This window comes from Streptomyces sp. NBC_01508, assembly GCF_045040315.1.
In the GTDB taxonomy this organism is placed as follows: Bacteria; Actinomycetota; Actinomycetes; order Streptomycetales; family Streptomycetaceae; genus Streptomyces.
In genome coordinates this window covers 5,947,964-5,963,317 of the sequence record NZ_CP109419.1, presented here as the reverse complement: position 1 = coordinate 5,963,317, position 15,354 = coordinate 5,947,964, and the positions used below count along the sequence as shown (strand labels likewise).

Genomic DNA, 15,354 nt, shown 5'->3' with positions numbered 1-15,354 from the left:
GGCGGACTTGGCGGAGAAGAGACTCCGGCGCCGTCACGGCGTGGACCAGGAGCGCCGGTGGCTGGGACTGGAGCCAGATGAAGATCGTGTCTGGCGACTACACCGGTGACGGCACCGACGATGTGGCAGCCGCCTATCAGTACGACGACGGAATCAAACTCTGGACCTGGATCGGCAAGGGCAACGGCACCTTCAGCGAGCCGGTCAGTTCCTGGGCCGGCTCGTGGACCCTGGACCGGATGACCCTGCACAGCGGGGATTTCAACGGCGACGGACGGGACGATTTCGCAACCTGGTACGACTTCGCCGACGGGCATGACATCGTCCACGCCTTCGCGGGCAACGCCAACGGCACGGTCAAGTCCCCCACGGTCCTGTGGAACGCGGCGGCCGACCGGTTCTGGCGCTCCGAGACGAAGATCGTGGCCGGAGGACTACGACGGCGACGGGCAGGACGGCCTGGCGGCCATGTACCGGTACAACGATGACTCGACGGTCAAGATGTGGACCTGGATCACCACGCCGACCGGCACGTTCAATGAGCCGACAGCGAGTTGGCAGTCCCCACCCGGCAACTGGTTCACCCGGTCCGAGATCTTCGGCCGCTATCTCTGAGCCGTCGAGGGATTCACTGACGGCGTTCCACGACTGCCCCGGCGCCCCGGCACCGGGGCAGTCGTGCGCCGGATCACCGTGCGGGTCGCCGCCGTCTCCGCCGCCGTCGGAGCCCGGAATGACTCGTCTAGGGTGTCGTGATGGTCTCATCCCTCTCCCAGGAGCGCCCCGAAGCCGCCGCAGAAGCCGCCGGAGCCCCCGGATCCGGAGCGGCGGAGCGGGATCCGTTCTTCGACAACGCGAAGTATCTGGCCATCGTCCTGGTCGCCGTCGGGCACTCGTGGGAGCCGCTGCCGGACAGTGGGCGGGTGGTCGAGGCCTTCTACACCTTCGTGTACGCGTTCCACATGCCCGTCTTCATCGTGATCGCGGGCTACTTCTCGCGCGGCTTCGACCTGAGCCCGAAGCGGTTGTGGCGGCTGGTCACCGGGGTGCTGGTGCCGTACGTCGTCTTCGAGGTGGCGTACACGCTCTTCCACCGCGTGGTGGAGGACCCAGGATTCCCGCTGACGCCGGCGGACCCGTACTGGATCCTGTGGTTCCTGCCCGCCCTGTTCCTGTGGCGGCTCACGACACCGTTCTGGCAGCTGGTCCGGTGGCCGGTGCCGCTGTCCCTGGCCGTCGCCGCGCTGGCGTCGATGTCGACCGGGATCGGGGACGACCTCCAACTGATGCGCGTCCTTCAGTTCCTGCCGTTCTTCGTCCTCGGGCTGCGGCTGCGCCCCGAACACTTCGCGTGTCTGCGCCGCACCCGGGTACGGGTCGCGGCGCTGCCCGTCGGCCTGGTCGCCCTCCTGGTGGCGTACTGGTCCGTCCCGCGCCTGAGCACCTCGTGGCTCTTCAGGAGCTACAGCGCCCGTGAGCTGAACGAGCCGGTCTGGACGGGCGCGGTGATGACCCTGCTCCTGTTCGCCGCGGCGCTCGTGCTGGGCGCGTGTTTCCTGGCGTGGGTGCCACGCCGCCGCCTGTGGATGACCGCGCTCGGCGCCGGGACGCTCTACGGCTATCTGCTGCACGGCTTCTTCGTCCGCGGCGCGCGGTATCTCGGCGGCTACGAGAACCCCTTCCTGGAGACCCAGTCGGGCCGGATCGCGGTCACCCTGGCCGCGGCGCTGCTGGTGACGGCGCTGTGCACACCGCCGGTACGACGGGTGTTCCGGTACGTGGTGGAGCCGAGGATGCGGTGGGCACTGCGCCAGGAGGACGGGGCCGGGAAGCGGGCATAGCCGGGCGTGGAACCCGACGTATGCTCAACCGCCGGAAACTTGCTCGGAAATCCGAAAGGCGACAGCGTGAACTACAGGGTCCAGCCAACCGCCCAGGTCGACGAGACCGCGGTGGTCGGTGACGGCAGCAGCGTCTGGGAGCTCGCGCAGATCCGGGAGAACGCGCGCCTGGGTGAGAACTGCGTGGTGGGGCGCGGCGCCTACGTCGGGACCGGGGTGCGGATCGGCGACAACGTCAAGATCCAGAATTACGCGCTGGTGTACGAGCCCGCCGAGCTGGCCGACGGTGTCTTCATCGGGCCCGCCGTCGTCCTCACCAACGACCTCAATCCCCGCTCCGTGGACCCGGACGGCAAGCTGAAGCGCGGCTCCGACTGGGAGGCGGTCGGCGTCAAGATCGCGGAGGGTGCCTCGCTGGGCGCCCGCTCGGTCTGTGTAGCGCCCGTACGTATCGGCCGCTGGGCGATGATCGCCGCCGGCGCCGTCGTCACGAAGGACGTGCCGGACTTCGGGCTGGTCGTGGGGGTTCCGGCCCGCCGGATCGGCTGGGTCGGGCGCGCCGGGGTGAGGCTCGTGGAGCGGGCCGGGGAGCCCGGTGTGTGGGAGTGCCCCAGGACCGGCGCGCTCCACGACGACAGGGACGGCGTCCTCACCGAGCGCCTCTGATCGCCCGGACAGCGAAGTGGTGGTGCCCGCTGCCTCCGACGACCAACTGTTCCTGGCCGCCGATCGCGGCACGAAACCGAAAGGGCCCGATCCGTCTCGGTCCGCGCTTCGGTACCGCATCACGTCGTGCAGGCGGGTGCGGTGTGTCCGGCGCCATACAATCACCCGCCAGAAAAGCTGAGTACGCCGTTCCGCGCGAGCGGCGGGCGAATGCGGACTACCGCGTGGATCGCGGCGGTGATTGCCTATCATGGTCCAGCAGAACCCGTTCGAACGACTGCCGAGCCACATCTGCCGGTCGAGCCAGGTCCGCGATTCCCTGCCCCTTCGTGCGGCGAGAGTACGTGCGGACGAGAACCTGGCCGCGCCGGAGCCCCGGCCGCCTCGATCCTTGCCCAGAAGAAGAGTGTCCGATGAAAGTGATCAGCGTCGTTGGTGCGCGTCCCCAACGGGTGAAGCCGGCGCCCGTGGCGGCGGCGTTCGCCGGAACGGACCACCAGCACGTCATTGTGCACACGGGGCAGCACTACGACGCCGACCTTTCCGATGTGTTCTTCGACGGGCTGGGAATCCCCGCTCCGGACTTCCATCTCGGTGTGGGATCCGGCAGCCACGGTGCCCAGACCGGCGCGGTCCTCACCGCGCTCGATCCGGTTTTCGAGTCCGAGCGGCCGGACTGGGTTCTGGTGTACGGCGACACCAACTCCACTGTCACCGGGGCGCTTTCCGCGCTGGAGATGCATCTGCCGGTGGCGCACCTGAAGGCGGGACTCCGCTCCTTCGACAGGCGGATGCCGGAGGAGCACAACCCCGTACTCACCGACCACTGCGCCGATCTGCTCCTGGCTCCCACCGAGGAGGCCATGCGGCATCTCGCCGCCGAAGGGCTCGCCGACCGCGCGAGGCAGGCCGACGATGTCATGGCATCACACTCGCGCGAGGGTCCGTCCGTGTCGGCCGTCCGCGGCCCTACGCCGGACTTGTCGCGGCCGCTCTCGCCTCGTCCGGGGTGGTGACCGACTCCGGAGGGCTCCAGAAGCAGGCTTTCCTCCTGGAGCGGATCTGCACGACGGTACGCCCCGAGACCGAGTGGATCGAAACCGTGACGGCCGGCTGGAACGTCCTGGTTCCCGACCCGCGAGAACTCACAGCCGAGGAGTGGGCCGCCACTGTGACGCGGACCACTCCGACCGAAGACCCGGGCGCCCCTTACGGCGACGCACTGGCAGCACAGAACGTCATCCGACTCATGGAAGAGTGGAAGGTAGGTAGCCGACGCGCGTGACACACAGGCAAGGGAGGCGACTCCCCCGCGATTCCTGATGTGCACAGTGTCGACGTCAGCCAATATGTCAACGTCTCCCCGATCCGGGCCGCCTTCGAACCGTACGCGCCCCCATCTGATCTATCTCGCCATCGGATTCCCGCCCGCCGCCAAGAGCTGCGCCTGCCGCATGCGCGAGACCGCCAATCAGTTCATCAACGCGGGCTGGGACGTCACGGTCGTCACCATCGCCCAGGATTCCTGGGAGCGGGACTCCGGCATCGACCTCACTCTTCTGAATGAGGTCGACTCCCGAGTCAAGACCGTCGAGCTGCCACTGTCACGCGTCGACCTCGAAACGGACATACGGCTCTTCGACGAAGAACGGGCCGCGAGCCCCAACGGTTGGCTGACGAAGCTGCGCAATCGCCAGCGCCAGACCTTCCCCGAGCCCAACTTCGGTGCGTGGCGGGGCGATCTGGAGCGGGCCGTCCTGGACATCCACGCGGAGCATCCCGCGGATCTGCTGCTCGCGAGCTGCGTTCCGTACGTGACCCTGGCAGCGGCCTGGAAACTCTGGGAAGAGGCCCGGGTGCCCTACGCGGTGGACTTCCGCGACGGCTGGTCCATCGACGTCGTCGACGGTGTCGAGGCATTCTCCCGTGACTCCGAAGAGGCCCGCTGGGAAAAGAAGATCTTGGACAACGCGCTCTCCCTCTGGGTCGTCAACGACCCCATCGCGGATCACTACCGCGCGCGCTATCCGGAGTTCGCCGACCGTGTGCACGTCGTGCGCAACGGATACGACGCCGACAGCGCGCCGGGCCGCGCCCACACCCCCGACGTCGAATCCGGCCTGATGTTCGGCTACCTGGGAACGGTCAACTTCTCGACCCAGCACCTTGAGACGGTGCTCAACGCCTGGCGGACGGCACGCGAACACGAGCCGCTGCTCGCCAACGCGCGCTTCGAGGTACGCGGTCGCATCGGCAACGGCGCCGGACGCGAGGCGAATCGCCACACGGAGCTGCTCAAGCAGGCCGCGGCCGACGGTGTCGTCTTCGGCGGCCCCGCCGCGAAGTCCGAGGTGGCGTCGGTCTACGCGAGCTGGGACGCGTTGGTGCTCATCCTCATCGGCGGTCGCTTCGTGACTTCCGGCAAGGTGTACGAGTACATGGCGACCGGGCTGCCGATCGTCTCGGCCCACGTCGTCGAACACGACGCATCGAACGTGCTGAACGGGCATCCGCTCTGGACGGGGGCCATCGGCATGGACGAGGAGAAGATGGCGGAGGCATTCGCTGAGGCGGCACGCATGGCGATCAAGACCAGCGACGAACTACACGCCGAAGCGATGACCCACGCCGACCGGTTCACCCGCGAGACGCTGATGACCGTCGCGGTCCGGAACCTCGTCGAGGCTCTCACCGAGAAGTCGAGCGTCAGCGGAGGTACAAGCTCGTGATCGAAGTCCTGTTCATCGCCTCGACCCGGCCTCAATTCGGTGTGCTCGCCGACTCGGTAGGGGAGTTCCAAGATCATGGCGCCCGGGTGCGCCTGGCCGGCACCTTCCACGTGCGAGCGGTCACCTCGGACCTCGCCCCGATCGACCTCACCGAGGTCCACCAGCTTCCTCGGAGTCTGGCCCTGCGTGGCTCGGCCGTGCGGCGCAAAGCCGACCGGCTGCCCGCGGGAATGCGCATATGGATACAGGTCAAGGGCGACTCGTGGATGCGCGCATGCGCGCGCCGGGCGCATGTGCTGGTGGCTCTGGACCCCGGCGCCGTCTACACCGTGTGGCGACTGGCCCAGTACAACCGTCACGCCAAGGCCCTCTTCGGCCTCGCGCCCGCCCTGAAGGCCGTCGAAGAGCTGGCGAGTAGCGGTTTCGTCGAGCCCCGCAACGTCCTGGCCGGCATTCCGTCCCCCACCGTCGTCGCGCGCAATGTCCGGCGTTCCGTGAACGGCGTACCGGCCGCGGTCATGCGTACGGTCACCGCGAGGCCACTGATGCGCTCCGCGATCGGCGCCAGGCTGTGGCGCCACGCGGTGACCGCACCAGGTATTCCGGCGCAGGCACGGGTCAACATCTCGCGGCACGTCGCTGAGGGCATGCTCTCGGCCGGCCGCACCAGCGGGGCCGCGATAGCCCTGGCCGCCGCCGCGGCCAGGATTCCGGACCAGGGGCGCAGGGCCGAACTGCTGGACGAGTCCGTGATGAAGGAGATCTCCAATGGGCTCAGCCCACAGGGACTCTCCCAGGCGGTCGGGGCGCAACTCGCCCATGCCGACTCACAGTTCGCCGCCGGCGAGCACGACGAGGCGGCGCAGGCCCTCGACCGCGGTCTCACACTCGCGTTCCACCGCGTGATCCACTTCGACCAGCTCTCCTCACCACTGGCGAAGGACGCGGAAGGCTTCGTCGAACCGCTCTACGCCTCGAAGGCCATGCGGGCCGCCGCCGCCCCCCGAGGCAGAGAGGTCCCGGCAGCGCCGACTCCCACGGACCGCCCGCTCCGGCTGCTCGTGACCACGATCGGCAACGCCAACTTCCTCCACCACATCCTGGCGCACTTCGGGAACCACCCGGGGGTCGAGCTGCGCTTCCTGGACCTGACCTCGCAGAAGTCCCTCAAGCGGATCGCGGGGGCGGCACCGCGGATGCTGGCCGACCGGCTGGCGGATGGGTCGACCGATTATCAGGAAGAGGTCGAACGGCTGATCCGCCCGCATCTGAATTGGGCGGACACAGCGTTCATCGAGTGGTCCGGGGGGCCTGCGGCGATGTTCACGGCGATCGATCCCCGGGACACGCGCGTCATCCTGCGCCTGCACAGCTACGAGGCGTTCACCCGCTGGCCCCACATGACGGATTTCTCGCGCGTCGACGACTTGGTGTTCGTGGCGCCGCACGTCCGCGATCTGGTGACCTCGCTGACCCCTCAGCTGCGCGGTGAGCACGCGCCTCGTATACATGTGCTCGACAACGCGATGGACCTGACCGATTTCCGGCGCCCCAAGTCCCCCGAGGCGCGGTTCACCCTCGGCCTGATCGGCATCGGTCAGGTCGCCAAGGACCCGCTGTGGGCCATCGATGTCCTGCGCCGGATACGCGAGCGGGACGACCGGTACCGGCTGCTGCTGATCGGCGGTGACATCAACCCGAAGGCCAGCCGCGCGACGCTGGAATACCGTCAGGAACTGGACCGGGCGCTCGCCCCGTTGGTGAAGTCGGGAGCGGTCGTAAAGCTCGGCCCGACGAACGACGTCCCGTCCGCCCTTACCGGCATCGGGACGATTCTCAGTTCGTCGGTCCGTGAGGGTTGCCACATCGGTCTGATGGAGGGCGCCGCGAGCGGAGCGCTTCCCGTCGTGCGGGACTGGCCTTTCTACGCGGGCCGTCCCAACAGCGCCCGTACCCTCTATCCCGATTCCTGGGTTGTCGACTCCCCCGAGGACGCCGCGCGGCGGATCGTCGAGCACACGGCCACCGAGGAAGCCTGGCGGGCGGCGGCCAAGCTCGCCGCCGATCATGCGGTGTCCGCCTGGGACTGGCCCGTGGTGCGCGCGCAGTTCGACAAGTTGCTGCTCGGCTCGCGGTAGTGGCCGACGAAGACAGCGCCGGGCGAGGGGTTCACCGGATGACCCGTGAACCCCTTGCCCGTCCCGTCGGACGTCCGCCCGGGGACTCTCGGAGGTGGCGAAACCGCCAGCCCTCCCAGGCCGATGCGACCATCTCACGTACGTCGTGACGCGCCGTCCACCCCAGCTCCTCGCGGATGCGCCCGGCCGAGGCCACCACCCGTGCGGGATCGCCCGGACGGCGCTCCACCACCCGGGGCACGAGGTCGGCCCGGCCGGTGATGTCCTGGATGATCGCGATCATCTCGGCGACGGAAACCCCCTCACCACACCCGATGTTGAGCACCAAGGAGGTGGTGGTGTCCTCGGTGAGCCGTCGTACCGCCGCGAGATGCGCCGAGGCGATGTCCTCGACGTGGACGTAGTCACGTACGCAAGTGCCGTCGGCGGTCGGGTAGTCGGCACCGAAGATACGCGGCGACTCGCCCGCCTCCAGGCGTTCGAAGACCATGGGCACCAGGTTGAGAACACCGTCGTCCCCCAGTTCCGGTGAGACGGCTCCGGCGACGTTGAAGTAGCGCAGCGACACGGTGGCCATGGAGTGCGCGACACCCGCCGCGGCGACGAGGCGTTCGCCCGCCAGCTTCGTCTCGCCGTAGGGACTGAGCGGCAGACATGGCGTTCGCTCGGTGACGAGGTCCGTGTCCGGCATGCCGTAGACGGCTGCCGAGGAAGAGAACACGAATCGAGCGACATCGGCGCGGACCGCGGCCTCAAGGAGGGTACGAAGACCTTCGACGTTCTCGCGGTAGTAGTGGAGCGGCCTGGCGACGGATTCCGCGACCTGCTTCTTTCCCGCGATGTGCACAATGCCGGTGACCGAGTGGCGCTCGATCACCCTGCCCGTCAGCTCGCCGTCCAGTACGCTGCCGATCTCCAGCGGCACGTCGTCGGGCAGACGCTCCTTGCGGCCCGTACTCAGATCGTCGAGCACGACGACGCTCTCACCGGCGTCGGTCATCGCCTTCACCACGTGGGAGCCGATGTATCCGGCGCCGCCCGTGATCAACCAAGTCATGGAGTGGCCCTCCGTGAACAGGCCGTGCCCGCCGGACGGCGAGGCACGGCCGCTGTCAGTGTCTCTCTTCGCGCGAGCGGGGATCAGCCGCCGATGACGACGCGGCGTACGCCGCGCCAGGCATCCGGGTCGGTGGTACGCCGGCCGTCGACGAGCACCGTGACGTCCGGCAGGTCGGCCGGCTTCAGTTCGCGGTACTCGGCGTGGTCCGCCTGGAGCACCGCCGCCGTGACCTTCTGGCCCTCGTGCGGCGGCAGGCCGTGCGCGGTCAGTTCCTCGGACGTGTACATCGGGTCGGAGACGTAGGGTACGGCGCCGCGCGCCCGCAGCGCGTCGACGGTCGGGAAGACGCCGGAGAACGCCGTCTCCTTCACGCCGCCCCGGTAGGCCGCGCCCAGCACGAGCACGTGCGCGCCGGTCAGGTCGCCGTACGCCGCCGCCAGCAGGTCCACGGCGTATTCGGGCATGGCCGCGTTCGCCTCGCGCGCCGAGCGCACGACGGTCGCCGACGGGTCGTTCCACAGGTACATCCGCGGGTAGATCGGGATGCAGTGGCCGCCGACGGCGATGCCGGGCTGGTGGATGTGGCTGTACGGCTGGCTGTTGCAGGCCTCGATGACCTTCTTGACGTCGATGTCGTTCTGGTCGGCGAAGCGCGCGAACTGGTTGGCCAGGCCGATGTTGACGTCGCGGTAGGTGGTCTCGGCCAGCTTCGCCAGCTCGGACGCCTCGGCCGTGCCGAGGTCCCACACGCCGTTCTCGCGCGGCAGGTCCTCGCGTACGTCGAAGTCGAGCACGGCCTCGTAGAAGTCGACGCCGTGCTTGGCCGACGCCTCGTCGATGCCGCCGACCAGCTTGGGGTAGCGGCGCAGATCCGCGAACACCCGGCCGGTCAGGACGCGTTCGGGCGAGAAGACGAGGTGGAAGTCCTCGCCGGGGGTGAGCCCCGAGCCCTCCTGGAGCATCGGCGCCCAGCGGGTGCGGGTGGTGCCGACGGGCAGGGTGGTCTCGTAGCTGACGAGGGTGCCGGGCTTCAGGCCCTTGGCGATCGCCTTGGTGGCGTTGTCCATCCAGCCGAAGTCGGGCACGCCCTCGGCGTCCACGAACAGCGGGACGACGACCACGACGGCGGCGGCCTGCGCGACGGCGGCGGTGGTGTCGGTCGTGGCCGTCAGCAGCCCGGCGTCGACGGTCCGCTTGAGCTTGACATCGAGGTCGTGCTCGCCGGGAAAGGGCTCCGTACCGGCGTTGACCAGCTCGACGACCTTCTCGTTGACGTCGGCGCCGAAGACGCGGTGGCCCTTGACGGCGAACTGCACGGCGAGCGGCAGACCGATCTTGCCGAGCGCGACTACACAGATATTCATCGGATTACTTTCCTCTTGAACCGGGGCAGCAGGCTTCGTACCCGCGTGCGGAAGGATGGTTTCGGCTCCCACAGCGGAGCCGTGGTGATCACCAGTCGCCCCTTGGAATTCACATTGGCCGACGCCCGGTACGGGACGGTGTCGCCCCATCGGCGGGCCAGCGGCATCGGCAGACCCCGGGTGCGGATCGGGATCTCGTACGTCGAGCCGGCGACGTCCACGTAGACACGGGCGCCCAGCTTGGTCCTGACGGGCGGCAGGGGAATGCGGGCGGTGAGTACGGTTCCGGTGGCGTCCGGTGCCGAGGTACGGACAAACTCACCCACGGGCGGCGGGAGTTTGGCCTCCGGCGGCAGCCGTCGGCTGTTCTCCACGCTCTTGGGCAGGGCGCCGGAGCGAAGGCGTGTCACGGCGGAGTCCGTGTCGCCCAAGACCGGGACGAGCACTCTGACAGCGAGGTAGAGGTCCTTCCCGTCCCGCTGTTCCCATTCCGCGGCCAACAGGCGGGTGCCGCCTGCGAGTCGACCCGTGATGGGGCCCAGCAGCCGGAAGGCGCGGAGCGCCGCCTCGTCGGCCCCCGCCCGGAAGCCGGGGTACAGCGCGTAGGCGCGGTCACCGTCGAGGAACGTCGGGGGCAGGGCGCCACCCGCGGTGTCGACGCGGACGAGTTCGGTGAGCGTCCGGCTGTCGCGCTGGAAGATCCAGTGGAAGCGGAGCCGTTGGGGAACGGCGACTCTGTCCTGTATGCGTACGAACAGGGCCTTGTAGTACTCCTCCAGGAAGTCGGCCGTCGCCAGCACGCACGTCTCGCGCCGCACCGGATCCATGGAGAGATAGTTCTCACCGAAGATCCAGGCCAGGTCCACCTTCAGCAGCCTGAGCGCGAACTCGTCGTACAGCTCACCGGGGCCCACGAGCCGGTCCAGCAGGTCGAGGACATACCGGCAGACCTGCAACCGGTCCTCGAACCGGGCCCGGTAGGTGATGTTGCTGTCGTCCGGCCGTCGTACCGCGTAGTAGCAGTCGTAGTCCGCCACGACCGAGACGGTCGCGGCGTGCACGTACGCCTCCAGCGTGAAGGGCATGTCACTGCTTACGGGCAGAGCCTCGGAGAAGCGCATGCCATGCTTCTCGATGAGGGCACGCCGGTAGAGCTTGGTGTTGGAGATCGCGTACAGCGCGCCCGAGCCGACCAGTTCGATCTTGTCCTTGGTGCTCCGGAAGACCGCGTGGGGCACCGACCGGTCCCCCACCGCCACCATCCTGCCGAGAACAACATCCGATTCGTTCCGGTCCGCCATGGCGACCAAGCGCTCCAGCGCCTCACGACCCAGGTAGTCGTCGGAGCCGACAAAGAACACGTAGCGGCCGGACGCCTGATCGAGCGCGCGGTTGCTGGGAGCCGCGGGGCCACCCGAGTTGGCCTGATGAAGCACCTTGACCGTGCCGGGGTGGAGCACGGCGTAGCGGTCGAGCTCCGCCCCACTTCCGTCGGTGGAACCGTCGTCGACCGCGATGATCTCCATGCGGTCGTGGCCGATCGTCTGCCCGACCAGCGAGTCCAGACACTCGGTGAGCGCCGGCATCGTGTTGTACACGGCCACCACGACCGTCACATCGGGCCGGTCGCTCATGCCACCACCCGGCTCTTCGCGGTTCCGGTCCTGCCGCGCTGGCGGCCCAGGAGCCGGGAGTAGGTGCCGTCGAGAATCTCGGCCTGTGCCTCCCAGGTCCATTCGGCGAGCAGATCCCGGTCTTCGTAGACGTCGCGGTACTTCTTGGGGTCGGCGAGAACCGCCTTGACCGCGCGGACGTAGTCCGCGACGTCCTCCGCCGTGAAGACCTCGCCCTGCCCGGTCTTCGCGACCATGTCACCCATCGTCTTCACGTCGCTGACCACGAACGGCAGCCTGGCGTGCGAGTACTCGAAGAACTTGGTGATCAGGGCGATCTCGTGGTTCGGCCAGTGGTGGATCGGGATGACACCCACGTCCGCCGCCGAGAGGAACGGCACGACCTGGTAGTGGGGTACGTACGGCAGTATGTGGACCCGCTCGGTCACATCCAGCTCCGCCGCCCTCACCCGCAACGACTTCATGTACTCCGAGTTCGGTCGCAGCACCACGAACGCGACGTGCACGCCCGGCAGTTGAGGCAGCGATTCGACCATGATGTCGAGGCCGCGCTGCGAAGCCGCCGCGCCGCTGTAGACCGTGAGCGGGACGTCGGGGCCGATGCCGCACAGGGCGCGCAGGTCGGGCACCGGCTCGGCGGCCTCCTCCGGGGAGATCTCGGCGTCCGGGGCGTTGAGTACGACCTCGGGAGTGGTCGGCAGAGCGTGCCGTTCGACGAGCATCTCCCCGAGCGTCGCGGAGACGGTGGTGACCGCGTCCGCGTGCTTCGCGTACTCGCGCTCGTGCGCGCACTGGGCGATGTGCCAACGGGGGTGCGAAAGCCACGGTTTGATGCCCGGCAGGAACTCGTGCGCGTCCCAGACCAGCTTGATCTCACGGCCCTTGCCCTTGGCGCGCAGCTTCGCGCGGGCGCCCACCCCGATCATGCGGAAGTCGTTCGCATGGATCAGGTCGGGTTCGAGGGCGTCGATGACCTTGCCGTACGCCAGTTCCAGGTCCCACAGGTACGGGTCGAGCCGGCGCCAGGCACGGTCACCCATCGTGCGCTGCCAGAACGCGGTGGTGAAGCGGTCCAGCCGGGACGTCATGTCCTTTCGGCGGCGCTCCAGCGAGCGCGCCTGGCCGGCCCGCAGGCTCACCCACTTGCTGAGCACCTTGGAGCCGACACGCGGCAGAATCAGCGCCAACTTCCGGATGGTGGAGCCCGCCAGCTTCGCCTCGATCAGCCGGAGGCTGAGGTCGGCGCGCCACGCCTTCATCCGCTGCCTGCGGTAGGCGGCGAGCGGGCCCGGGCGGTAGGCGAGGGGGGCGCGCAGGATCGCGCGCCGGTACTCGTACCGCCGCCTTGTCATGGGGACGGGTACATGCAGCAGCCTGACCTCGGCGTCCCCGATGCGCCAGGTCTTCTCGTTCTTGTTGGGCGACTTGCCCAGCAGAACGACGTCCCAGCCGGCCGCGGCGGCCGAACGTGCTTCCTTCTGTACGCGCGAATCGCCGTTCACGCCGTTGTCGACGAGCATCACGATCCGCCCGCGCGGGCTCTTGTGCCGCCGTGCCACCACATTGTCAGCCGACATCGCTCGCAGAGCCTCCTGTCTCAAGAACCACCGTGCGACCGCTCGCGGCCGACTCCAGCAACGACGCCGCCACCTCGACCGTGCGCAGCCCCTGCCGCAGGGTGCAGATGTCGTGCGACTCGCCGAGTACGGCGTCGCGGAACAACTCGTGCTCCACCAGCAGCGGCTCGCGCTTGGGAATGGCGTAGCGGATCATGTCGCCCTCGGCCACGCCGCGGAAGGCGCGCAGCGCCTCCCACTCGGTGGTCACCGCCGCGTTGGAGTGGAAGGTCAGGTCGGCGGTCAGGGTGTCGGCGATGAAGCAGCCGCGTTCGCCGGTGACCGAGGTGAAGCGCTCCTTGAGCGGGCTCAGCCAGTTGACCAGGTGGTTGACCATCGTGCCGTCGGAGAGCCGGCCCACGGCGGAGACCATGTCCTCGTGCGGACGGTCGCTCTTGGACACCGTGTGGGCGGCGATCGAGGTGTACGTCTGGCCGGTCACCCAGCCGGTCAGGTCGATGTCGTGGGTGGCGAGGTCCTTGACCACGCCGACATCGGCGATGCGGTGCGGGAACGGCCCCTGACGGCGCGTCACCACCTGGTACACATCGCCGAGTTCACCGGCCTCCAGGCGGGCGCGGAGGCTGCGCAGCGCCGGGTTGCAGCGCTCGATGTGGCCGACGCCGGCGACGAGGCCGCGCGATTCGAACGCCTCGACCAGCCGGCGCGCGCCGTCGACGGTGTCGGCGAGCGGCTTCTCGATGAGCGCGCTCACCCCGGCCTCGGCGAGCTGGAGGCCGACCTCCTCGTGCAGGGCGGTCGGGCAGGCGATGACGGCGTAGTCGACGCCGATCGCGAGCAGTTCGTCGACGGTGGCGAGGACGGGCGCGCCCTGCGCCAGTCCGTTCTTGTCGCCGAGCGGGTCGACGACCCCGACGAGCGTGACGCCGTCGAGGCCGGCCAGTACACGGGCGTGGTGGCGCCCCATCGACCCCAGTCCGATCAGGCCGGCGCGCAGTCCCCCGGTGGTCACAGGTTCTCTCCCAGCTCGTTCACGGCGGTCGCGATCCGCTCCAGTTCGCCCTCGGACAGCGAGGGGTGGACGGGGAGCGAGACGACCTCGGCGGCGGCCCGCTCGGTCTCGGGCAGATCCCAGTCGCGTCCGGCCTTCTGGTCCGGCTCCCAGAACGGCCGCAGCCGGTGGATGGGGGTCGGGTAGTAGACGGCGTTGCCGACGCCCGCCTCGGTGAGCTTGGCCATCGCGGCGTCGCGGTCACCGGTGATCCGGACGGTGTACTGGTGGTACACGTGGTACGCGCCCTCGGCGACCGGCGGTGTCACCACACCGGGCGCGGTGATGTGCTCGTCCAGGTACGCGGCGTTGGCGCGGCGCCGCTCGGTCCAGCCGGCCAGCTTGCCGAGCTGTACGCGGCCGACGGCGGCGGCCACGTCGGTGAGGCGCATGTTGGCGCCGACGATCTCGTTCGCGTACCGCTGCTCCATGCCCTGGTTGCGCAGCAGGCGCAGGGTGCGGGCGATCTCGGCGTCGCCGGTGGAGATCATGCCGCCTTCGAGGGAGTGCATGTTCTTCGTCGGGTAGAAGCTGAAGGTGCCGCCGGAGCCGAACGCGCCGACCGGTGTGCCGTGCAGCGACGCGGCGTGCGCCTGGCAGGCGTCCTCCACGACGGCGAGCTTGTGCTTGTCGGCGATGGGCATCAGCTTGTCCATGGACGCCGGGTTGCCGTACAGGTGCACGGGCATGATCGCGGCGGTGCGCGGGGTGATCGCGGCCTCGACGGCCGCCGGGTCGAGACCGAAGGTGCCGGGCTCGATGTCGGCGAAGACGACGTCGGCGCCGACGAGCCGGACCGCGTTGGCCGAGGCGGCGAAGGAGAAGGACGGCACGATCACCTCGTCGCCCGGACCGATGCCGAGGGCGAGCAGCAGCAGGTGGAGCGCCGATGTGCCGGAGTTCACGGCCACGCAGTGACGGCCGGCGACGAGTTCGGCGAAGCCTTCTTCGAAAGCGACCACCTCGGGACCCTGGACGACCCGGCCGGTACGCATGACACGTACCGCGGCCTCGATCTCTTCCTCCCCGATAACCGGGCGGGCAGCGGGGATGGGTTGCACTTCACTGCTCGACATGGACGTCGTCCTCCTTGAACACCGCGAAAGCTCTCTGTGGCAGAGGCCAGGGGTGCAGCGGGCGTCTCGCGAGGCCGCGTATACCCCCACGGCGTAATTGGCCGACGCCCTGCCGAGGAATGTGGGACCGCTGTCCCTGTACGGGCCGGTCACCGACCGCAGGTTCCGGGCGGGGACTGCCAACGGCGGGGACCGTCGGTCACATTATCAGCAAATTC

The 15,354-nt window shown here is 68.9% G+C and carries 12 protein-coding genes and 1 pseudogene; 7 read left to right on the top strand and 6 right to left on the bottom strand.

Annotation, left to right across the window (positions count from 1 at the left end):
- The first annotated feature begins 77 nt into the window (after positions 1 to 77).
- The 7 genes and pseudogenes from OG700_RS27660 to OG700_RS27630 all read left to right on the top strand — a co-directional run bounded on the left by OG700_RS27660 (position 78) and on the right by OG700_RS27630 (position 7,374).
- Positions 78 to 488, top strand: a complete 411-nt coding sequence (locus OG700_RS27660; RefSeq protein ID WP_405618131.1) for an FG-GAP repeat domain-containing protein — start codon at positions 78 to 80, stop codon at positions 486 to 488.
- Complete coding sequence (locus OG700_RS27655) at positions 469 to 615, top strand: hypothetical protein (protein ID WP_405618129.1); 147 nt, start codon at positions 469 to 471, stop codon at positions 613 to 615. Before OG700_RS27660 ends, OG700_RS27655 begins: the two co-directional genes overlap by 20 nt.
- A gap of 140 nt (positions 616 to 755) precedes the next feature.
- On the top strand, positions 756 to 1,841 hold the full coding sequence (locus OG700_RS27650; RefSeq protein ID WP_405618127.1) for an acyltransferase family protein: 1,086 nt from the start codon (positions 756 to 758) through the stop codon (positions 1,839 to 1,841).
- Between the two features lie 66 nt (positions 1,842 to 1,907).
- Positions 1,908 to 2,507 carry an acyltransferase gene (locus OG700_RS27645; protein WP_405618125.1) on the top strand — a complete coding sequence of 200 codons (600 nt, stop codon included), beginning with the start codon at positions 1,908 to 1,910 and terminating at the stop codon, positions 2,505 to 2,507.
- Positions 2,508 to 2,920: 413 nt separating this feature from the next.
- Positions 2,921 to 3,792: pseudogene (locus OG700_RS27640) on the top strand (UDP-N-acetyl glucosamine 2-epimerase).
- A gap of 115 nt (positions 3,793 to 3,907) precedes the next feature.
- Positions 3,908 to 5,236, top strand: a complete 1,329-nt coding sequence (locus tag OG700_RS27635) for a glycosyltransferase (protein ID WP_405622017.1) — start codon at positions 3,908 to 3,910, stop codon at positions 5,234 to 5,236.
- The gene (locus OG700_RS27630) at positions 5,233 to 7,374 is read left to right on the top strand and encodes a glycosyltransferase family 1 protein (RefSeq protein WP_405618123.1); all 2,142 of its coding nucleotides are present in this window, start codon (positions 5,233 to 5,235) and stop codon (positions 7,372 to 7,374) included. The genes OG700_RS27635 and OG700_RS27630 overlap by 4 nt, the downstream gene beginning before the upstream one ends.
- Before the next feature lie 31 nt (positions 7,375 to 7,405).
- On the opposite strand, the gene galE is transcribed toward OG700_RS27630, so the two are convergent.
- The 6 genes from galE to OG700_RS27600 all read right to left on the bottom strand — a co-directional run bounded on the left by galE (position 7,406) and on the right by OG700_RS27600 (position 15,136).
- Positions 7,406 to 8,431: a UDP-glucose 4-epimerase GalE gene (gene galE, locus OG700_RS27625; protein ID WP_405618121.1), complete on the bottom strand. Its 1,026-nt coding sequence runs from the start codon at positions 8,429 to 8,431 to the stop codon at positions 7,406 to 7,408.
- Positions 8,432 to 8,514: 83 nt separating this feature from the next.
- Complete coding sequence (locus tag OG700_RS27620; protein ID WP_405618119.1) at positions 8,515 to 9,798, bottom strand: nucleotide sugar dehydrogenase; 1,284 nt, start codon at positions 9,796 to 9,798, stop codon at positions 8,515 to 8,517.
- Positions 9,795 to 11,432 carry a glycosyltransferase gene (locus OG700_RS27615; RefSeq protein WP_405618117.1) on the bottom strand — a complete coding sequence of 546 codons (1,638 nt, stop codon included), beginning with the start codon at positions 11,430 to 11,432 and terminating at the stop codon, positions 9,795 to 9,797. Before OG700_RS27615 ends, OG700_RS27620 begins: the two co-directional genes overlap by 4 nt.
- Positions 11,429 to 13,009, bottom strand: coding sequence for a glycosyltransferase (locus tag OG700_RS27610; RefSeq protein WP_405618115.1), 1,581 nt, complete (start codon positions 13,007 to 13,009; stop codon positions 11,429 to 11,431). Before OG700_RS27610 ends, OG700_RS27615 begins: the two co-directional genes overlap by 4 nt.
- Complete coding sequence (locus tag OG700_RS27605) at positions 12,999 to 14,021, bottom strand: Gfo/Idh/MocA family protein (protein WP_405618113.1); 1,023 nt, start codon at positions 14,019 to 14,021, stop codon at positions 12,999 to 13,001. Before OG700_RS27605 ends, OG700_RS27610 begins: the two co-directional genes overlap by 11 nt.
- A complete protein-coding gene (locus OG700_RS27600; RefSeq protein WP_405618111.1) occupies positions 14,018 to 15,136 on the bottom strand; it encodes a DegT/DnrJ/EryC1/StrS family aminotransferase in 1,119 nt (372 codons plus the stop codon). Before OG700_RS27600 ends, OG700_RS27605 begins: the two co-directional genes overlap by 4 nt.
- Between the last annotated feature and the right edge of the window lie 218 nt (positions 15,137 to 15,354).